Origin of the sequence: Saccharothrix sp. AJ9571, from assembly GCF_021725495.1 — a bacterium.
Lineage (GTDB): Bacteria > Actinomycetota > Actinomycetes > Mycobacteriales > Pseudonocardiaceae > Amycolatopsis > Amycolatopsis magusensis.
In genome coordinates this window covers 3,429,997-3,449,144 of sequence record NZ_CP091382.1, presented here as the reverse complement: position 1 = coordinate 3,449,144, position 19,148 = coordinate 3,429,997, and the positions used below count along the sequence as shown (strand labels likewise).

The window sequence follows — 19,148 nt, the reverse complement described above, 5'->3', positions numbered from 1 at the left end:
AACGACCGGTTCGTCAACCGACCGCGGCCGGTGCCTTCGTCAGCGATCGCAGCAGTTTGGTGCACCAGTCCAGCAGCGGCTCATCGCGCAGCTGGGGCGTACCCATCCGGCCGCCCGCCCCGCCCTCGGTCGGCTTCGGCACCGACACCGTGTGCGTCACCGCCTTGTACATCGCCTTGGGGTACAAGCGCTTCAGCCGCACCAGCTGCGAATCGGCCAGCGGCAGCGGCGCGAACCGGATGCTGTTGCCCTGCGTGGACACCTCGGTCACCCCGGACGCGCGGCAGGCGTGCCGGAACCGCGCGACCGCCAGCAGCCTGCCCACCGAGGCGGGCGGCTGGCCGTAGCGGTCGACCAGTTCCTCGCGCACCGCGTCCAGCGCGGCGCCGTCGGTAGCCGCGGCGATCTTGCGGTACGCCTCCAGGCGCAGCCGCTCGCCGGGCACGTAGTCGTGCGGGATGTGCGCGTCCACCGGCAGGTCGACCCGGACTTCGGCGGGTGCCTCGTCCTCCAGCGGCTCCGCGCCGGCACTGCGGCGGAACACGTCCACCGCCTCGCCGACCAGCCGCACGTACAGGTCGAAGCCGACGCCCGCGATGTGCCCGGACTGCTCGGCGCCCAGGATGTTCCCGGCGCCGCGGATCTCCAGGTCCTTCATCGCGACCGCCATGCCGGCGCCGAGTTCGGTGTTCTGCGCGATGGTGGCCAGCCGGTCGTGCGCGGTCTCGGTCAGCGGCGCCTCCCCCGGGTACAGGAAGTACGCGTACCCGCGCTCGCGCCCACGGCCGACACGCCCGCGCAACTGGTGCAGCTGCGCCAGGCCGAGCAGGTCACCGCGCTCGACGATCAACGTGTTCGCGTTCGAGATGTCCAGTCCGGTCTCCACGATCGTCGTGCACACCAGCACGTCGAACTCGCGTGCCCAGAAACTTTCGATGAGGTGCTCGAGCTTGTCCTCGTTCATCTGCCCGTGCGCGACCGCGACCCGCGCGTCCGGCACCAGCTCGCGGATCCGCTTGGCGGCCTTCTCGATCGTCGAAACCCGGTTGTGCACGTAGAAGACCTGGCCGTCACGCAGGAGTTCGCGGCGGATCGCGGCGCCGACCTGCTTGTCGTCGTACGCGCCGACGTAGGTCAGGATCGGGTGCCGGTCTTCGGGCGGGGTGAGGATGGTGGACATCTCGCGGATGCCTGCCAGCGACATCTCCAGCGTGCGCGGGATCGGGGTCGCCGACATGGTCAGCACGTCGACGTGCGTGCGCAGCGCCTTGATGTGCTCCTTGTGCTCGACGCCGAACCGCTGCTCCTCGTCCACGATCACCAGGCCGAGGTCCTTGTAGCGGACACCGGTCTGCAGCAGCCGGTGCGTGCCGATGACGATGTCCACCTCGCCGGCGGCCAGTCCTTCGAGCGTCAGCTCCGAATCGGTCTTCGAGGTGAACCGCGACAGGCCCTTGATGGTCACCGGGAACGACTGCATGCGCTCGGCGAAGGTGCTCAGGTGCTGCTGCGCGAGCAGCGTGGTCGGCACCAGCACGGCCACCTGCTTGCCGTCCTGCACCGCCTTGAACGCCGCGCGCACGGCGATCTCGGTCTTGCCGTAGCCGACGTCACCGCAGATCACGCGGTCCATCGGGACGCCGCGTTCCATGTCGGTCTTGACCTCGTCGATCGCGGCGAGCTGGTCGCCGGTCTCGGTGAACGGGAAGGCGTCTTCCAGCTCGCTCTGCCACGGGGTGTCCGGGCCGAAGGCGTGCCCCGGCGCGGCCTGGCGGGCGGCGTAGAGCTGCACCAGCTCGGCGGCGATCTCCTTGACCGCCTTGCGCGCCTTGGCCTTGGTGTTCTTCCAGTCCGAGCCGCCGAGCTTGTTCAGCGTGGGCAGCTCACCGCCGACGTAGCGGGAGACCTCGTCGAGCTGGTCGGTCGGCACGAACAGGCGGTCGCCGGGGTGGCCGCGCTTGGACGAGGCGTATTCGAGCAGCAGGTACTCGCGGGTGGCCCCGGCGACCGTGCGCTGCACCATCTCCACGAACCGGCCGATGCCGTGCTGGTCGTGCACCACGTAGTCGCCGGCCTTGAGCGCGATCGGGTCGACCGCGTTGCGCCGCCGCGACGGCATCTTGGTGTTGAAGTCCCTTGTGGACGATCCGGCGCCCGCGCCGCGGCCGGTCAGGTCCGCTTCGCTGAGCACCACCAGCGCCTGGCCGGGCAGCGCGAACCCGTCGGACAGCCCACCACAGGTGATCGTCGCGAGCCCGGCCTCCGGCGGCTCCTCCAGCCGCTCCACCTGCCGGGCGGGGACCTCGGCCGCGCCCAGCTGCTCGGCCACGCGGCTGGCCGTGCCGTGCCCGGCGACCACGATGACCGCGGCGCCGCCGGAAGCGGTGTGCGCGCGCAGGTCGGCGATCGCGCGCTCGAACTCACCGCGGTAGGCGGGCGCGGCCTCGACCGCGACGTGCACCACGTCCCGGCCCTCGGTGGTCAGCTGCGACAGCGTCCACCAGGGGCGTTTGGTGTTCTGGGCGTGCGCGGCCACCTCGGTCAGGTCGCGGTAGGCGGAGGCGCCGAGGTCGATCGGCGCGGCGCCACCGCTGGCGGCCGTGGTCCAGGATGCTTCGAGGAACTCCTGGCCGGTGCGGACCAGGTCGTGTGCCCGCGCGCGGATCTTCTCCGGGTCGGCGAGCAGCACGTGGGTGCCCACCGGCATCGCGTCGGTGAGCAGCTCCAGCTCACCCGCGCACAGCACCGGGATGAGCGCTTCCATTCCCTCGCAAGGGATCCCGTCCGCGAGCTTGGTGAGCATCTCGGCCAGCTGGGCGTCCGCGGCATGGGTCTGCGCCAGCTCGGCCGCGCGGGCCTTGACGTCCGCGGTGAGCAGCAGCTCGCGGCACGGCGGCGCGGCGACCGCGGTGATCTCGCCGGGCAGCGATCGCTGGTCCGACACCGCGAACGCGCGGATCTCGCTGACCTCGTCGCCCCAGAACTCGATGCGGTGCGGGTGCTCGGCCGTCGGCGGGAAGACGTCGAGGATGCCGCCGCGCACGGCGAACTCACCGCGCTTTTCCACCATGTCGACGCGGGCGTAGGCCAGCTCGACCAGCCGTTCGAGCACGCCCTCGAACTCCTGCTCCTCGCCGACCCGCAGGTCGACCGGCGCGAGCGTGCCCAGGCCGGGGGCCATCGGCTGGATCAGGCTGCGCACGGTGGAGACCACCGCGCGCAGGCCGCCGTGGCCGGGCCCGTTGAGCCGGTGCAGCACCTCGAGGCGACGCCCGACGGTGTCCGCGCGGGGCGAAAGGCGCTCGTGCGGCAGCGTTTCCCAGGACGGGAAGTCCGCGACCGCGTCCGGGCCGAGCATGGCCGAGAGCGCGGCTGTCAGCTCGTCGGCCTCGCGGCCGGTGGCCGTGACGGCGAGGACCGGGCGATCGGCGCCACCGGGGCTGGCGAGGGCGGCCGCGACCAGCTGCCGGGCCGCTGTCGGCCCCTGCAGTTCGAGGATCGGCGCCCCGGCACGGTCCAGCACGGGGCGCAGCGCGGAGCCGGACAGGGTGGACTCCACAAGACCGGACAGAACGGCGTTGTTCACTGCAGAGTTCACCGCAGACTTCCCCTCACCTGGTGCGTCGCGAACCAGCCTACGTGGAGCGACCGACACTTTCGCGGCCGGTCACCACGGTGCATGCTGGGGTCCATGCCCGCACGAAAAGCCGGAATCGCGATGATCGCCGCGCTGGTCACGCTCACCTCGGCCTGCAGCGACACACCCCCCGAACCGGAGGCCGCCACGCCGCCGGCGCCCCCGTCCAACGCCGCGCCCGCCGGGAAGCCCGCGGGCCTCGCGCTGAAGGTCGAGGAGGTCGCCGGGGGTCTGACGCACGGCTGGGACATCGGTTTCCTGCCCGACGGCAAGGCGCTCGTCACCCAGCGGCCGGGCAAGATCGCACTGGTTTCCGGGCTGCAACCGGGGGCGACCACGACGGAGGTGAAGGCCGATTTCGCCGACCTCTTCGTCGAACACGAGAGCGGTCTGCTCGGCCTGGTCGTCCACCCGGATTTCGCCCGATCGCGCAAGTTCACCACCTGTCAGAACTACAAGCAGGGTGAGACGCCGACCGACGTCCGGCTGATCACCTGGACGCTGTCCGCCGACGGAACTTCCGCGCAGCGCGTGCAGACCCTGCTCACCGGCATGCCGGTGAACCCGAACGGCAGGCACAGCGGCTGCCGCCCGACCCTGGCCGAGGACGGGGCGCTGCTGGTCGGCACCGGGGACGCGGCGGACGACCCGGACGTGCCGCAGGACCGCACCAACCTCGGCGGCAAGGTGCTGCGGATCGACCTCCAGACGGGGGAAGGGCTGCCGGACAACCCGTTCGCGTCGTCGGCGAACGCGAACGAGCGGCGCGTGTACACCTACGGGCACCGCAACGTGCAGGGCGTGGCCGTGCGCACCGGGACCGGGCAGGTGTTCGTCTCCGAGCACGGGCCGACGAACTTCGACGAGCTGAGCCTGGTCAAGGCGGGCGGCAACTACGGGTGGGACCCGTCGCAGGGCGGCACGGTCGACGAGTACGACGAAAGCGTGCCGATGACCGACCTGGAGCGCTTCCCCGACGCCGTGCCGCAGGCGTGGACCTCGGGCAAGACCACCGAGGCGCCCTCGGGCGCGGCCTTCCTGACCGGTCCGCAGTGGGGCGAACTGGACGGGCGGATGGTGCTGGCCGCGCTGCGCGGGCAGAAGCTGCTGGTGTTCACCATGGACGGCCCCGGCGCGGTGACCGATGTGTACCTGCCGCCGGAGTTCAACTCGGAGTTCGGCCGCCTGCGCGGCGTCCGCACCGGCCCGGACGGCGCCCTGTACGTGACCACCTCGACCGGGGACAACGACAAACTCCTCCGAGTCACCCTGGCCTAAGGGTCGCCGGGGTGCCGTGAATGTGGCTTTCACGGCACATTCCGCCGTGAAAGCCACATTCGTGACACTCGCCCCCCTACGGCCCAATGCTATGAGTGGGGCATTACTTGCATCCAACGCTAGTAATGCCCCATTCATAGCGTTCGTCCCCCGCCGCCCCGAGCCCAATCGTCGCCCGGAGCCACCAACCCGACCGCCGCCCGGGGCACCCCAGCAGGAGCACCGCCCAGACCCCCCACCCCACCCCGGTCCACAGCCAAGAACACGGCGAAGGCCCCGATGTCAAGGCATCTTTCCCACCTTGACATCGGGGCCTTCGCCGTAGTCACACTAAAAAACCGGGGCGGACCCCCGAACTACGAACTCAGATAAGCCCCACCATTCACATGCAACACCTGCCCCGTAACGTGCCCCGCCCCCGTCCCAGCCAAGAACAGAACCGCATCAGCGATTTCGTCCGGCTGCCCGGCACGCTTGTTGATCGCCGCGGACAGCCTGCTCTCCAGCCACTTCTCGTCCAGCGTGCCCTGGAAGAACTCGGTGTCCAGGATGACGCCCGGCGCGACGATGTTCGCCGTGGCGCCCGAGGTCCCCAGTTGCTTGGCCAGGTTGACGTTCCACGATTCCAGCGCCGCCTTCGCCGCGCCGTACGAACCGGAACCGGCCTTCGCCGCGATCGAGCCGATGGTCACCACCCGCGCCCGCTCGGCCAGCCGCGGCTGCAGCGCGGTGGTCACCAGCACGGTGGTCAGCACGTTCGCCTCGAAGTTCGCCCGCCAGGCGTCCGCGACCCCGGCCAGGTCGGTGGCCTTCTCGCGGATGCGGTCGGTGTTGCCGCCGGCGTTGTTCACCAGCACGTCGACGCGCTCCGGCAACTCGGCGAGCGCCCGCTCCACCGCGGCGGCGTCCGCGGCGTCGAAGGCCACGTACTTCGCGCCGAGCAGCGCGGCGGCCTCCGAGAGCACCTTCTCGCGGCGCCCGGTGATCGTGACGTTCTCGCCCGCCGCCGCGAACTTCGCGGCCACGGCGTACCCGATCCCGGTCCCGCCGCCGGTGACGACGATTTCCCTGCTCTGCACCATCGGTTCCCCTTTTCGCAGTAAGCGCTTTCAATGGCGGCGGGAGACCGACGATACCGGAAATCCGCAAGCTCTGGACCCGTTAGTTCAGGCGCAGTTTCGGCTTGTGCTCCAGGTTGGAAAGCCCGTTCCAAGCGAGGTTGACCAGGTGCGCGGCCACCTCGTCGCGCTTGGGCTTGCGCGCGTCCAGCCACCACTGGCCGGTCAGCGCGACCATGCCCACCAGCGACTGCGCGTACAGCGCGGCGAGCTTGTCGTCGTACCCGCGCGCGGTGAACTGCTGCCCCAGGATGTGCTCGACCTGGCTGGCGATGTCGTTGAGCAGCGTGGAGAACGTGCCGGTGGAACTGGCCACCGGTGAATCCCGCACCAGGATGCGGAACCCGTCGTGCGAATCCTCCACGTAGGACAGCAGCGCGATGGCGGCCTGCTCCAGCATCGCCCTCGGGTGCCCACCGTGCAAAGTGGACACCATGCGGTCGAGCAGCAGCTGGGTCTCGCGGTCGACGACCACCGCGTAGATGCCCTCTTTGCCACCGAAGTGCTCGTACACCACGGGTTTCGAGACGTTGGCGCGGTGCGCGATCTCCTCGACCGACGCGCCGTCGAACCCCTTTTCGGCGAACAGCGCCCGCGCCACGTTCAGCAACTGCTGACGGCGTTCGGCACCGGTCATCCGGACACGGGTCACCGGGGTGCCTGGACGCACCCCGGTGATCCCTTCACGCTTTCCCCGACGTTTGGCCGCCACCGGGGCACCCTACCGTCCGGGCCTGAATCTTATTTGCTTTCCGTCGAAAGCCGGGCCAGTCGCTGCGGCGTCGGCCAGCGCACGCTGTGCGCCCAGCCGAACTTCTCGAACAGCCAGATCACCCGCGCGGAGATGTCGATCTGGCCGCGCTGCACGCCGTGCCTGGCCGAGGTCGGGTCGGCGTGGTGCAGGTTGTGCCACGACTCCCCGAAGGAGAAGATCGCCAGCGGCCAGAAGTTCGCCGACCGGTCGCGCGCGGCGAACGGGCGCTCACCGATCATGTGGCAGATCGAGTTGACCGACCAGGTCACGTGGTGCAGCACGCAGACGCGGACCAGCCCGGCCCAGAAGAACGCGGTCACCGCGCCCCACAGCGACCAGGAGAGCAGCCCGCCGAGCAGCGCCGGGCCGAGCAGGCTGACCAGGGTCCACAGGCCGAACTGGCGGTTCACCCGCGCGATGGCCGGGTCGTTGACCAGGTCCGGGGCGAAGCGCTCGGCGTTGGTCTGGTCGCGCTCGAACAGCCAGCCCATGTGCGCGTGCCAGAAGCCCTTGGCCACCGCCAGCGGCGTGGTGCCGAAGGCCCACGGCGAGTGCGGGTCGCCGTCGCGGTCGGAGAAGGCGTGGTGGCGGCGGTGGTCGGCGACCCAGGTGATCACCGGGCCCTGCAGCGCCATGCTGCCGGCGATGGCCAGCGCCACCCGCAGCCACGGCTTCGCCTTGAACGAGCCGTGTGTGAAGTAGCGGTGGAACGAGACCGTGATACCCAGACCGCTGATGCAGTAGAAGAGCACGAAGAGTCCGACATCCACCCAGCTCAGGCCCCACCCCCAGGCGAAGGGAACAGCTACCAGCAGCGCCAGCAGGGGTGCGATGACCCCGAGGTAGACCGAGAACTGGATGGGAAAGGACCGCTGCCCGTCGATGACCGGTTTGGGGCCTTTTGCTGCTGGGGAATCTCCGGAGGCGGAACGGTCAAGGGTGGCCGTCATACACGTCACTTCTTCCTACGGTGGACCCCTCATCACCAAGGGTGTCCTTACCTACGATGCCGTAAGTTACGGTACCGGAAGTTGTGCTGGCTGGGGAGAGTCAAAAGGCGTGACGTCGGGCCCACCAGGCATGATCGCGCGCGAGGCCAACCCGTGTGGCCTGGCCTGGGCCGGGCTGGCTATCCTGACCAGGCACGATCCGCCGTAGTGTAATTGGCAGCACTTCAGATTTTGGTTCTGACAGTTCAGGTTCGAATCCTGGCGGCGGAGCACGCGCGCCCGATCGGAAACAGCCGAGGGGGTTGAAACCACTGCACGACGACGTGAGTGAGCCCAAGCAGCACCGCCGCCCGGCGCTGATCGAGATGTCGGACGCCTGGCTGGTCGGCCGTGCCCGCGAACTCATCGCCACCGTGCAGCGCAGCGAGTACGCCGAGCAGGTCAAGATCATCGAGACCCTCGACGAGCTGCTGGAGGAAACCCAGCGCCGCGGCGAGCCGATCCTGGTCGCCCAGTTGCTCCGGTCGGTGTGCCTGGCCCGCCTGGTCACCAAGGGCATGGCCGCCGACGCCGAGCCCAAGGTCGACGAGATGCTCGCGCACACCCGCAGGCACGGCCTGGCCCTGCTGCGGGCCGACGCGCACGCGCTGCGCGGGCGGCGGCTGGTGCTGGCCGAGCAGGAGGACGCGGCGCTCACCGAGATCGCCAGGGCACTGGCCATCCTGGACGACTCCGCCACCCCCGACGTGCAACTCGGCCGCCGCGCCTGGGACAAGCTGCTGGCCAGCGCGCTGATCGACTGCTGGCTGGTGCTCAACCAGCTCGGCGTCTACGAGGCCGCGGAGGAGGTGATCTCCCGGGCGCACCAGGCGATCCGCGACAGCGCCGGGCCACACGAGATCACCCTGCAGCTGATCAACCGGGTCAAGATGATGCTCGGCTGGGGCCTGCGGCTCGAACGCGTCGGCCGCTACGACGAGGCGGTGGAGAAGTTCCGCACCGCGGCCTCGATGGCGGTGGCCGCGGAAGCGCCCTTCGCCGAGTCGCTGTTCCCGCGCAAGTCCGGGGTGCCCGCGATCGACCAGGTCGGCGTGCTGGCCGCCGCGCTGGCGCTGGCCGCGCCCGACGCGGTCCACCTCGACCGCCTGCGCGGCCTGCTGACCGAGCCCGGCTACCCGCACGAGCAGGTCATCGTGACCATCGCGCTGGCCAGGTGCCTGGACCAAATCGGCCGCCGCGAAGAGGCGCTGGAGGTGCTGAACTCGGCGCGTGCGAACGCCGCCGAGGACAACTCCCAGCCGTCGATGCGGCTCAACCTCGTGCGCGAGCTGGCGAAGCTGGAAACGCACCAGAACGAGGACCTCTCCAAGGAATCGGACAGTTCCGCCTTGGCGCCCACGCTGCTGCTGAACTACGCCGGCGCGCTGGAGGCCGAGCTGTGGACGCTGCGCGAGTCGCAGATCGCCACGCTCACCGCGCGCCGCGAGCACGAGCGGCTCTCCGCCGAACACGGCGAGATGACCCAGCAGGCGCTGCAGGACCCGCTGACCGGGCTGCCCAATCGCCGCGCGCTCGACGAGCGCCTGCGCGCGCTGGCTTCGTCGGCAACATCACACCCGCTCGCCGTGGCACTGGTCGACCTCGACGGGTTCAAGGGCGTCAACGACCGGCATTCGCACGCGGAGGGTGACGACGTGCTGCGCGTGGTGGCCAGCACGCTGCGCGACGCCCTGCGCGGGGACGACATCGTGGCGCGCTACGGCGGTGACGAGTTCATCGTGCTGCTGCCAGGGGCGCCGGTGTCCGCGGCCACCCAGGCCCTCAGCCGCGCTGTGACGGCCGTCGCGTCACTTCCGCACCACCTCTCCCACGGGGTGACTCTTTCGGTTGGACTTGTCTCCATCCGCGCGCAGGAACGGGCCGAGCAGGTGCTCTCCCGGGCCGATGCCGCCATGTACCAGGCAAAACGCCGAGGTGGGAATCAGGTCGCCTCGGCCTTTCTGGAAGCCGGTGAGCCCGCCGCGGGCTGGCCGGGTGAGCCCGCCGACACCGACCCGGCGTGGGGACTGCGAGAGCACACGTAGGATCGGGCCCCGGCGGAAACGCACACAAGGAGCGCTAGGAGCGTTGTGACCGGGCCTTTGACAACCTTGATCCTCGCCGCGGGCGAGGGCACCCGCATGCGGTCGACCACCCCGAAGGTGCTGCACCCGATCGCCGGGCGGCCGCTCGTCGAACACGCGGTGCGGGCCGCCGCCGGACTCGACCCCGAGCACCTCGTCGTGGTCGTCGGCCACGGCCGGGAGGCGGTCAGCGGGCACCTGGACGAGGTCGCCAAGCAGCTCGGCCGCCCGATCGGCACCGCGGTGCAGGAGGCGCAGAACGGCACCGGGCACGCGGTCGGGTGCGCGCTGGCCACGCTGCCGCCCCAGCTGACCGGCACGGTGGTGGTCAGCTACGGCGACGTGCCGCTGCTGGACACCGAGACCCTGGCCGCGCTGCTCGCCGAGCACACCGGCGCCGGCAACGCGGTGACCGTGCTGACCTCGGTGGTCCCCGACCCGACCGGGTACGGCCGGATCGTGCGCGACGCCGACGGCGGGATCACCGCCATCGTCGAGCAGAAGGACGCCGACGAGACCCAGCTGGCGATCACCGAGATCAACTCCGGGGTCTACGCCTTCGACGCGGCCGTGCTGGCCGACGGGCTGTCCCGGCTGTCCACCGACAACGCGCAGGGCGAGCTGTACCTGACCGACGTGCTGAGCATCGCGCGCGGCGACGGCAGGGCGGTCGGCACGCTGGTGGTCGAGGACCCGTGGCTGACCGAGGGCGTGAACGACCGGGTGCAGCTGTCGGTGCTGGGCGCCGAGCTGAACCGGCGGCTCGTGCGGGCCTGGCAGCGCGCCGGGGTCACAGTGGTCGACCCGGCCACCACCTGGCTCGACGCCGGGGTGACGCTGGCCCGCGACGTGCGCATCGAGCCGGGCGTCCAGCTGAAGGGCGCCACCACGGTCGGCGAGGGCGCGACGATCGGCCCGGACACCACGCTGACCGACGTCGAGGTCGGCGCGGGCGCCAGCGTGGTCCGCACGCACGGTTCGGGCGCGGTGCTCGGCGAAAACGTCAGCGTCGGCCCGTTCGCCTACCTGCGCCCGGGGACCCGGCTCGGGGACAAGGGCAAGATCGGCACCTTCGTCGAGACCAAGAACGCCGACATCGGCCGGGGCACCAAGGTGCCGCACCTGAGCTACGTCGGCGACGCCACCATCGGCGAGCAGAGCAACATCGGCGCGGCCAGTGTGTTCGTCAACTACGACGGCGTGCACAAGCACCACACCACCATCGGCTCCCACGTCCGGATGGGCTCGGACAACATGTACGTCGCTCCGGTGACCGTCGGCGACGGCGCCGCCAGCGGGGCGGGTGCGGTGATCCGGCGGAACGTGCCGCCGGGCGCGCTGGCGGTGTCCGGGGGACCGCAGCGCAACATCGAAGGCTGGGTGGCCCGGAAGCGACCGGGCACTCCCGCGGCGGAGGCAGCCGAGGCGGCTCTCGCCCGAAACGAAGTGGAAAACGACGGGGAGTCGCAGAAATGAGCCCGAAGTCCGGTACGCCGAAGAAGAACCTGATGCTCTTCTCCGGCCGCGCCCACCCAGAGCTGGCCGAAGAGGTGGCCAAGCACCTCAACCTCACCATCACTCCCCAGACGGCGCACAACTTCGCCAACGGGGAGATCTTCGTCCGGTTCCAGGAGTCGGTGCGCGGGTGTGACGCCTTCGTGCTGCAGAGCCACCCGCAGCCGATCAACGAGTGGGTGATGGAGCAGCTGATCATGGTGGACGCGCTCAAGCGCGCGAGCGCCAAGCGGATCACCGTGATCATGCCGTTCTACCCGTACGCCCGGCAGGACAAGAAGCACAAGGGCCGCGAGCCCATCTCGGCGCGGCTCATCGCGGACCTGTTCAAGACCGCCGGTGCCGACCGGATCATGACGGTCGACCTGCACACCGCGCAGATCCAGGGCTTCTTCGACGGGCCGGTGGACCACTTGCTGGCGCAGAACCTGCTGGCCGAGCACATCAACCGCACCTACGCCGAGCACGAGATCACCGTCGTGTCGCCGGACTCCGGCCGGGTGCGCCTGGCGGAGAAGTGGGCGGAGCAACTCGGCAACAAGCCGATCGCCTTCATCCACAAGACCCGCGACCCGGACAAGCCCAACCAGGCGGTGGCGAACCGCGTGGTCGGCAAGGTCGAGGGCAGGCTGTGCGTGCTGATCGACGACATGATCGACACCGGTGGCACCATCGTGAAGGCCACGGAAGCGCTGCTGAACGAAGGCGCCTCGGACGTGGTGATCGCCTCCACGCACGGCATCCTGTCGGACCCCGCCACCGACCGCCTCTCGAACTGCAAGGCGCGCGAGGTCATCCTGACCAACACGCTGCCGATCCCCGAAGAGAAGCGCTTCCCGGGCCTCACGGTGCTCTCGATCGCCCCCCTGCTGGCCCGAGCCATCCAACAGGTCTTCGAAGACGGCTCGGTCACCAGCCTCTTCGACGGCCAAGCCTGACGCTCTTGGTGCCGTGAATGTGGCTTTCACAGCGAATTACGCCGTGAAAGCCACATTCACGGCCCCCTTCGAGCCCCCACTGTCACGAATGTGGCTTTCGAGACATCCAACGTCCCGAAAGCCACATTCGTGACATCCACGCCCCCTCCGCGACACCAGGAGCCGAGCCCCAGGGCGCATCCACCACCAGCAGAGCCCGGGCGTTCAAACCCAGGGAACATCCCGCTCCCCAGCCGAGCCCCCGGCACCCAACGCCCGCAGCGCATCGCGACCACCCAGCCGGGCCCCGGGCGCCTAATCCCCAGGGAACACCCCGGGAACATCCCGGCCACCTCACCCAGCCGAACCCGGACGCTCAAGTCCAGGAAACATCCCGCTCCCAAACCGAACCCGGGCGCCCAAACCCCCCAGGGAGCATCCAGCCCCCTCCCCAAGCCGAACCCGGGCGCTCAAGTCCAGGGAGCATCCAGACCCCCTCCCCCACCCCGATCCCAAGCCCAAACACGGCGGGGATTCTGTTGTCAAGGCACGCTTTCCCGCCTTGACAACAGAATCCCCGCCGTAGTCACAATAAAAAACCGGGGTGGTCACACCAGGAATCCGCCCTACGCGAAACACCCCCACCCCACCCAAAAAACGCCCTACCGTCCCCCCTATGAGATTCGGCGTAACCCTCCGCTCCATCGGCACCGCCCCCGAATGGACGGCCAAGTGCCGAGCCGCCGAGGAACTCGGCTACGACGTCATCACCGTGCCCGACCACATCGGCGGTACGGCGCCCGCGCCCTTCCCCGCCATCGCCGCCGCGGCCGTGGTGACCGAGCGGATCAAGGTGGGCACCCTCGTGCTCAACGTCCCCTTCCACAACCCGGCCCTGCTCGCCAGGGACGTGGCCGCCACCGTGCAGCTCACCGGCGGCCGGTTCGAGCTCGGGCTCGGGGCGGGCCACATGAAGGCCGAGTTCGACGACGCGGGCCTGCCCTGGCAGGACCTCCGCACCCGACTCGAGTACCTCACCACCACGATCACCGACCTCCGCCGACGCCTCGAAGCGGTCGACGTCGAGGTGCCGCCCCTGCTGATCGCGGGCCACAGCAAGGGCGTGCTCCGGATCGCCGCCGAGCACGCGCAGATCGTCGGGTTCGCCGGGCTCAAACCGAAGCCCGGCGCCGAGCCGGGCATCTGGCGACTGGCCACCGAAGCCGAACTCGCCGAGCGCGTCGCCTTCTACGCCGGTCTCAACCAGAGTACCGAGTCGAACATGCTCATCCAGGACGTCGTCGTCACCGACGACAAACGGGCCGCCGCAACGGAATGGGCCGAACGCGCCGAGTCCACAGTGGACGCGATGCTCGAAGCCCCGCAGTTGTTGATCGGCACCGAGCACCAGATCATCGACCGGGTCCACGAACTCCGCGACCGCTTCGGCTTCACCTACTTCACCGTCTTCGAACCGGCGATGAAACGCTTCGCACCGATTCTCAGAGCCATGCGCTAACCGCCGAGCGTGGCGAACTCCGCCTCGATCTTCTGCTTGACCCCGCCCACGTCCACCGCGGCGATCGCCTCGCCGGTCGCCGTCGGCATCGAGGTCACCTGGTAGGACGCGGTGCGGTTCGGCACGCTGAACCTCACCGTGCACGGCACGTCGACCGTGGCGTTGGGCGCGGCGGTCGCCTCCGCGGTGCACGTCTGGCTGCCCAGCCCCGGCGCGCTCACGTCCGCCTTCACCAGCACGCGCACCCCGGAAACCCGGCCGTCCGCGCCGATGATCGAGTTGCTCACCTTGACGTTCGAGGTGCACGACCCGCTGGTCGCGCACTGGAGGTCGTTGCCGTCCACCAGCACCACCAGCTCCGCGGCGTAGTCGAAGGCCTGCGCGAACGCGTCGACCGCGCCGCCGAGGCCGTTCTTGAACTGCACCAGCGCGTCCCCGGTCAGCCCGCCGGGTGTGACCACCGTGCCCGAGCCGAACGCCTTGCCCACGTTCGCGACCAGCCCGGCGTCGAACGAGACCACCCGGTGCGGCCGGGTCGCGGTGACCTGCAGCTTGCCGCCCGGCAGCGCCAGCTCGTAGACCTCCGTGCCGTCCGCCAGCCGCGTCTTGACCGGGTCGGCGAGCTGGTCCAGCTCGAGCGAGGCGTCGTAGAGCGCGGTGCGGATCTCGCGCGGGATCAGCACCTTGCTCGGGCTCAGCGGCAGGTCGGTGTCTTCGACGAACATCCAGCGCTTGCCGTACTCCTCGGCCTGCGCGTCGTCGACGCCCTTGGTCTTCCAGTAGGCCGCCGGCGCGGAGAGGTAGGGCTTGCCGTCCGCCTCAACCAGGTTCACCACCTGACCGCCGACGCCGAGCGCGCCGTAGCTGGTGCCGTTCTTGGTCACGTTCAGCGCGAGGTCGACCAGCTCACCGGCGTCGTTGCGCACCTGGCTGCGGTAGGCGATGGCCTGCTGCTCGCCCAGGTCGTCGACGGCCGCCTTGACCGCGTCGCGCTGGGCCGTCCGCGCGTCGGCCCTGGCCTGATCGGCCGCGGCGGGCCCGGCCGCGCCGATGGTGGACACCTCGCACCCGGACAGCGCCAGCGCCGCCCCGACCGCGAGCACGGCGTACCCGCGCACCCGGCTCCACCCCATGACGGCCCTCGCTTTCGTTTCGCCAGACGAAATGTACTCATCCGACGCCACCGTTCGATAACGGTTCCCGATCCCCGCCGCAAAGCCGCCCGAACACCTTGCTCTACACTGTCCGGGTTGTCTCGGCGAGGCGGACTCCACGCAAGCACCCGGTGGTGTCCGACGTGATCGACGCGGCGGCTTGAGTCGCCACGCGTCCAAGTCACGTCGTGGGATTCGCCGCCGGCGCAGCCGAGATGGTTCTCCCCCAGGACCTCACCACACCTGAGTTCGCTGAAGATTTGTAAGGAGTGCTTCACCGTGTCCGAGGTACGTCTGTCCGTCGAACCACGCACCGAGTTCGGCAAGGGCGCCGCGCGTCGCACGCGGCGTGCCGGCAAGATCCCCGCGGTTCTCTATGGTCACGGCTCGGACCCCCGGCACCTGTCGCTGCCGGCTCTCGAGTTCGCCCGCGTCGTCCGTGAGAACGGCAGCAACGCCGTGATCACCCTGGACGTCGACAGCTCCATCGAACTGGCGCTGACCAAGACCATCGTGGTCCACCCGCTGAAGAACTACATCGAGCACGTCGACCTGCTCGTGGTCAAGAGCGGCGAGAAGGTCACCGTGGACGTGCCGGTGGTCCTCACCGGCGACGCCGCCCCGGGCACCCTGGTCCAGCACGACCTGGACGCGCTGCAGATCGAGGTCGAGGCCCTGCACATCCCGGAGCAGGTGGAGGTCTCCATCGAGGGGCTCACCGCCGGCACCCAGATCCTCGCTTCGCAGATCGAGCTGCCCCAGGGCGCCGAGCTGATCACCGAGGGCGACCACCTGGTCGTCGCGGTGAACGAGGCGCCGAACGAGGCCGCCATGGAGAGCCAGGTCGACGCCGAAGGCGCCGGCGTGGTCGAGGACGCGCCCGAGACCACCGAGGAGTAATTCCCTCGTGGATGTCGACCTGCCGGGGGCCGGCGAGCAGATCGTGCTCGCCGGCCTCGGCAATCCGGGGCCCCGGTACGCGGGCAACCGGCACAACGCCGGTTTCCTCGTGCTGGACGAATTGGCCGCTCGCATGGGCGGCAAGTTCAAGTCGCACAAGAGCGGCGGCGACGTGCTCGAAGGGCGCCTCGCCGGGCGCAAGGTGGCGCTGGTCAAGCCCCGGTCCTTCATGAACCTCTCCGGCGGCCCGGTCGCCGGTGCGGCGCGCTTCTTCAAGGTCGGGCCGGACGGGGTGGTCGTCGTGCACGACGAACTGGACCTGCCCTACGGCGCGCTGAAGCTCAAGTTCGGCGGCGGCGACAACGGGCACAACGGTCTCCGCTCGATCACCAAGTCGCTCGGCACCAAGGACTACTTCCGGGTGCGCTTCGGCGTCGACCGCCCGCCCGGCCGGATGGACCCGGCCGACTACGTGCTCAAGGACTTCTCCACCGTCGAGCGCAAGGAACTCGCGCTCAACCTCGACCGCTGCGCCGACGCCGTCGAAGCGCTGCTCGAGAAGGGGCTGCTGGCGGCCCAGAACGCCTTCCACGCCGGGTGAGGATCGCCACCCTGAGTGGCCACTTGCTCACCCAAAGGCGTGGCTTGCCGCCCTCATTCAGGTCGCAGGGCTTCCCCGTCCCGCCCCGCGCGGGCTAGGACGGACAGGGGACGTAACCGACACCCTAGGGAGACCCCTCATGTCCTTGACCGCCGATGACGCCCGGCGCGTCGCCTTCGCGAACGCGCCGATCGGCCGCCGTGGTTACGCCAAGCCGGAGGTCGACGAGTTCGTCCGGCGCATCGCGGGCACCCTCGACGGGCAGGACGACCTGACTGCGGCAGAGGTGCACCACGTGTTGTTCGGCAGGCCGCTGATCGGCAAGCGCGGGTACGACGAGCGCGAGGTCGACGAGTTCCTCGACACCGCCGAGGAGGCCCTGGTCGCGCACCTCGGCGCGGACTTGCGGGCGCCCCAGGTGCCCGCCGCCCGTGACGCCTCACAGGCCACCGACGCCAGGGCGCGGTCCGCGCCCGTCGACCAGTATTCGGAGCGATGATGGTGCTCACCGCGGTGGACGTGCTGGCCATCCGATTCCAACGGGCGCCGATCGGCTCGCGGGGTTACAGCGAGACCGCGGTGGACGACTTCCTCGACCGGGTCGCGAAGACCCTCGACGGACAGGACCACCTGACCGCGGCGCAGGTGCACGAGGCCGCGTTCGGCAGGCCGCCGCTGGGGAAGCGGGGATACGACCAGCAGGAGGTCGACGCCTTCCTGCGACAGGTCGAAAGCACGCTGGCCGCGCGCGAAGGCTGGACCCCGCACGCACCGACGAACGCCTACATCGCACCCGCGCTGGAACACTCGCACACCCGCAAATCCCTCTGGCGACGCGTGCGCAGCTGAGCACCCGGGCCGCTGAATGCTATGAGTGGGGCATTACTTGCATTGAACGCTAGTAATGCCCCACTCATAGCATTCGGGCCTTCTGGGACTCGGTTGGCTCGAGGCCCTGAGTGTGGGGTTCGGCTGCGGGAACGTGGGGCTCGTCAGTGGGCGGCTTGGTTGATCTGGTCGGCGTAGCGGGTGGCGGTGGCGGCGCGCTTCACCTTGCCGGAGGGGGTTTTCGGCAGGCTTCCGGCGGGGAGGACCAGTACGGCGAACGGGCGTACGTCCACCGCGTCGCGTACGCGGGCGGCGACTTCCTTGGCCACGCGCCGTTCTTCTTCCTCGTTGCCGGCCAGTTTGGACTCCAGCACCACGGCGAACCGCTCGCGCCTGCTGCCCGCGTCGAGCCGGACCGCGACCGCGTTGCCCAGGCGCACGCCCTCGACCGAGGTGGCCGCGCGTTCGATGTCGGTCGGGTAGATGTTGCGCCCGCCCATGATGATCACGTCCTTGCGGCGCCCGCAGATGACGATCTGCCCGTCCACCAGGTACCCGAGGTCGCCGGTGTCGATCCAGCCCTCGGCGTCCTGTGTCTCGAGTGGACCGTCCACGGTGAAGTACCCCGGCGTGACGGCAGGCCCGCGCAGGCGGATCTCGCCGACCTCGCGCTCGCCGAGGACCTTGCCGCTGTCGTCGGCGATCTGCGCTTCGAGCCCGTCGAGTGGGCGGCCGAGCACGGCGAACGAACGCACGTCCTCGGTGCCGCGGCGCGGGTCGTCCTCGGGCACCGGCACCGCACGGTTGTGCGCCTCCAGCGCGTCGGCCTCCACCACGTCCAGCGTCAGCCCGGTGAACAGCGGCGCGAACGACACCGCGAGCGTCGCCTCCGCCATGCCGTAGGCCGGGAACACGCACTCCGGCGGCATCTTGAACCGCGCCCCGGCGTCCACGAAGGTCTGCACGGCCGTCTCGTCGATCGGCTCGGCGCCGTTCAGCGCGATCCGCAGCTTCGACAGGTCGAAGGCCTCGTCGGCGCGGGCCATGCGCTTGCCGACCACCGCGTAGGCGAAGTTCGGCGCGGCGGTGGTGGTGCCGCCGTACTTGGTGATCAGCCGCGGCCAGATCAGCGGCCCGGACAGGAACTCGACCGGGGTGATCTTGACCAGCTCCACGCCGAAGGTCATCGGCACGGTCAGGAAGCCGACCATGCCCATGTCGTGGAAGGTCGGCAGCCACGAGACCATCACGTCGGTGCCGAAGTCGAACTCGGCGCGCTCGACCATGGCCTTGACGTTGGTGTAGAGGTTGCCGTGGGTGATCCGCACGGCCTTCGGCTCGGCGGTGGACCCGCTGGTCAGCTGCAGCAGCGCGAGGTCGTCCTCGCCGATCGGCACCGGCTCGGTGATCGGCTCGCCCGCGTCCAGCTCGGTGATCGAGTGGAAGGCGATGTCGTGCTCGGTCAGCACCGGCGCCAGCGCGTCGAACGGCTCGCCGAGCAGCACCAGCTCCGAGCCGATCATCCGCAGCACGCGCAGGGTGTCCTCGGCCCATTCGGCCAGATCGGTGCGCGGGGTCGGCTGGTGCAGCATGGTCACGCTGCCACCGGCCAGCCACACGGCCTGCACGGTGGGCGCGATCAGCGCCGGCGCGGCGGCGAGCACGGCGACCGCGCTGCCGGGCTCCAGCCCGCGGTGGATCAGCTCGCCCGCGAACCGCTTCGCCTGCTCGTGGACCTCCGCCCAGGTGCGGCGAACCGGCTCCCCCGGCTCCCCAGTGACCATGCCCCGCTGCTGACCGCCCGCGGCCGCGGTGGCGACCAGGGTGTCCACGAACCGACTCATGGACTCACTC

Annotated in this window: 15 protein-coding genes and 1 tRNA gene; 10 read left to right on the top strand and 6 right to left on the bottom strand. The window is 70.1% G+C overall.

Annotated features, from left to right (window positions below; all coding sequences use genetic code 11):
* Positions 1-13: 13 nt before the first annotated feature.
* Complete coding sequence (mfd, locus tag L3Q67_RS15590) at positions 14-3,571, bottom strand: transcription-repair coupling factor (RefSeq protein ID WP_499191547.1); 3,558 nt, start codon at positions 3,569-3,571, stop codon at positions 14-16.
* 120 nt (positions 3,572-3,691) lie between these two features.
* On the opposite strand from mfd, the gene L3Q67_RS15585 reads away from it, so the two are divergent.
* Positions 3,692-4,915, top strand: coding sequence for a PQQ-dependent sugar dehydrogenase (locus L3Q67_RS15585; RefSeq protein ID WP_499190177.1), 1,224 nt, complete (start codon positions 3,692-3,694; stop codon positions 4,913-4,915).
* 356 nt (positions 4,916-5,271) lie between these two features.
* Here L3Q67_RS15585 and L3Q67_RS15580 read toward each other — a convergent pair whose 3' ends face one another.
* The 3 genes from L3Q67_RS15580 to L3Q67_RS15570 form a co-directional block, all read right to left on the bottom strand.
* Positions 5,272-5,997 carry an SDR family NAD(P)-dependent oxidoreductase gene (locus L3Q67_RS15580; protein ID WP_499190176.1) on the bottom strand — a complete coding sequence of 242 codons (726 nt, stop codon included), beginning with the start codon at positions 5,995-5,997 and terminating at the stop codon, positions 5,272-5,274.
* Positions 5,998-6,076: 79 nt separating this feature from the next.
* On the bottom strand, positions 6,077-6,670 hold the full coding sequence (locus tag L3Q67_RS15575) for a TetR/AcrR family transcriptional regulator (RefSeq protein ID WP_499191546.1): 594 nt from the start codon (positions 6,668-6,670) through the stop codon (positions 6,077-6,079).
* Between the two features lie 104 nt (positions 6,671-6,774).
* Positions 6,775-7,737, bottom strand: a complete 963-nt coding sequence (locus L3Q67_RS15570) for an acyl-CoA desaturase (protein ID WP_209662485.1) — start codon at positions 7,735-7,737, stop codon at positions 6,775-6,777.
* Positions 7,738-7,935: 198 nt separating this feature from the next.
* Between L3Q67_RS15570 and L3Q67_RS15565 the strand changes: the two genes are divergently transcribed.
* The 5 genes from L3Q67_RS15565 to L3Q67_RS15545 all read left to right on the top strand — a co-directional run bounded on the left by L3Q67_RS15565 (position 7,936) and on the right by L3Q67_RS15545 (position 13,811).
* Positions 7,936-8,007 (top strand) — tRNA-Gln (locus tag L3Q67_RS15565).
* A 95-nt stretch (positions 8,008-8,102) separates the two neighbouring features.
* A complete protein-coding gene (locus tag L3Q67_RS15560; RefSeq protein WP_499191545.1) occupies positions 8,103-9,821 on the top strand; it encodes a GGDEF domain-containing protein in 1,719 nt (572 codons plus the stop codon).
* 45 nt (positions 9,822-9,866) lie between these two features.
* Positions 9,867-11,336, top strand: coding sequence for a bifunctional N-acetylglucosamine-1-phosphate uridyltransferase/glucosamine-1-phosphate acetyltransferase (glmU, locus tag L3Q67_RS15555; protein ID WP_499190175.1), 1,470 nt, complete (start codon positions 9,867-9,869; stop codon positions 11,334-11,336).
* On the top strand, positions 11,333-12,313 hold the full coding sequence (locus L3Q67_RS15550) for a ribose-phosphate pyrophosphokinase (protein ID WP_499190174.1): 981 nt from the start codon (positions 11,333-11,335) through the stop codon (positions 12,311-12,313). Before glmU ends, L3Q67_RS15550 begins: the two co-directional genes overlap by 4 nt.
* Before the next feature lie 655 nt (positions 12,314-12,968).
* Positions 12,969-13,811, top strand: coding sequence for an LLM class oxidoreductase (locus tag L3Q67_RS15545; RefSeq protein ID WP_499190173.1), 843 nt, complete (start codon positions 12,969-12,971; stop codon positions 13,809-13,811).
* Here L3Q67_RS15545 and L3Q67_RS15540 read toward each other — a convergent pair.
* Positions 13,808-14,944, bottom strand: coding sequence for a hypothetical protein (locus L3Q67_RS15540; protein WP_499190172.1), 1,137 nt, complete (start codon positions 14,942-14,944; stop codon positions 13,808-13,810). The two genes, L3Q67_RS15545 and L3Q67_RS15540, sit on opposite strands and share 4 nt — an antisense overlap.
* Positions 14,945-15,244: 300 nt before the next feature.
* Here L3Q67_RS15540 and L3Q67_RS15535 point away from each other — a divergent pair, with 300 nt between their 5' ends.
* The 4 genes from L3Q67_RS15535 (at position 15,245) to L3Q67_RS15520 (ending at position 17,315) form a co-directional block, all read left to right on the top strand.
* Positions 15,245-15,865 (top strand): 50S ribosomal protein L25/general stress protein Ctc, encoded by a 621-nt coding sequence (locus L3Q67_RS15535; protein WP_499190171.1) that lies wholly within the window; start codon positions 15,245-15,247, stop codon positions 15,863-15,865.
* Positions 15,866-15,872: 7 nt separating this feature from the next.
* The gene (pth, locus tag L3Q67_RS15530) at positions 15,873-16,466 is read left to right on the top strand and encodes an aminoacyl-tRNA hydrolase (RefSeq protein ID WP_499190170.1); all 594 of its coding nucleotides are present in this window, start codon (positions 15,873-15,875) and stop codon (positions 16,464-16,466) included.
* Between the two features lie 139 nt (positions 16,467-16,605).
* Positions 16,606-16,965: a DivIVA domain-containing protein gene (locus L3Q67_RS15525; protein WP_499190169.1), complete on the top strand. Its 360-nt coding sequence runs from the start codon at positions 16,606-16,608 to the stop codon at positions 16,963-16,965.
* The gene (locus tag L3Q67_RS15520) at positions 16,962-17,315 is read left to right on the top strand and encodes a DivIVA domain-containing protein (RefSeq protein WP_499190168.1); all 354 of its coding nucleotides are present in this window, start codon (positions 16,962-16,964) and stop codon (positions 17,313-17,315) included. Before L3Q67_RS15525 ends, L3Q67_RS15520 begins: the two co-directional genes overlap by 4 nt.
* A gap of 143 nt (positions 17,316-17,458) precedes the next feature.
* On the opposite strand, the gene L3Q67_RS15515 is transcribed toward L3Q67_RS15520, so the two are convergent.
* Positions 17,459-19,138 (bottom strand): fatty acyl-AMP ligase, encoded by a 1,680-nt coding sequence (locus tag L3Q67_RS15515; protein WP_499190167.1) that lies wholly within the window; start codon positions 19,136-19,138, stop codon positions 17,459-17,461.
* Between the last annotated feature and the right edge of the window lie 10 nt (positions 19,139-19,148).

What these genes read in the sequence shown, in the direction of transcription:
- L3Q67_RS15585 (WP_499190177.1), top strand. Translation starts at nt 3,692, where the DNA reads ATGCCCGCACGAAAAGCCGGAATCGCGATGATCGCCGCGCTGGTCACG.
- L3Q67_RS15580 (WP_499190176.1), bottom strand. Translation starts at nt 5,997, where the DNA reads ATGGTGCAGAGCAGGGAAATCGTCGTCACCGGCGGCGGGACCGGGATC.
- L3Q67_RS15575 (WP_499191546.1), bottom strand. Translation starts at nt 6,670, where the DNA reads ATGACCGGTGCCGAACGCCGTCAGCAGTTGCTGAACGTGGCGCGGGCG.
- L3Q67_RS15570 (WP_209662485.1), bottom strand. Translation starts at nt 7,737, where the DNA reads ATGACGGCCACCCTTGACCGTTCCGCCTCCGGAGATTCCCCAGCAGCA.
- L3Q67_RS15560 (WP_499191545.1), top strand. Translation starts at nt 8,103, where the DNA reads ATGTCGGACGCCTGGCTGGTCGGCCGTGCCCGCGAACTCATCGCCACC.
- L3Q67_RS15550 (WP_499190174.1), top strand. Translation starts at nt 11,333, where the DNA reads ATGAGCCCGAAGTCCGGTACGCCGAAGAAGAACCTGATGCTCTTCTCC.
- L3Q67_RS15545 (WP_499190173.1), top strand. Translation starts at nt 12,969, where the DNA reads ATGAGATTCGGCGTAACCCTCCGCTCCATCGGCACCGCCCCCGAATGG.
- L3Q67_RS15540 (WP_499190172.1), bottom strand. Translation starts at nt 14,944, where the DNA reads ATGGGGTGGAGCCGGGTGCGCGGGTACGCCGTGCTCGCGGTCGGGGCG.
- L3Q67_RS15525 (WP_499190169.1), top strand. Translation starts at nt 16,606, where the DNA reads ATGTCCTTGACCGCCGATGACGCCCGGCGCGTCGCCTTCGCGAACGCG.
- L3Q67_RS15520 (WP_499190168.1), top strand. Translation starts at nt 16,962, where the DNA reads ATGATGGTGCTCACCGCGGTGGACGTGCTGGCCATCCGATTCCAACGG.
- L3Q67_RS15515 (WP_499190167.1), bottom strand. Translation starts at nt 19,138, where the DNA reads ATGAGTCGGTTCGTGGACACCCTGGTCGCCACCGCGGCCGCGGGCGGT.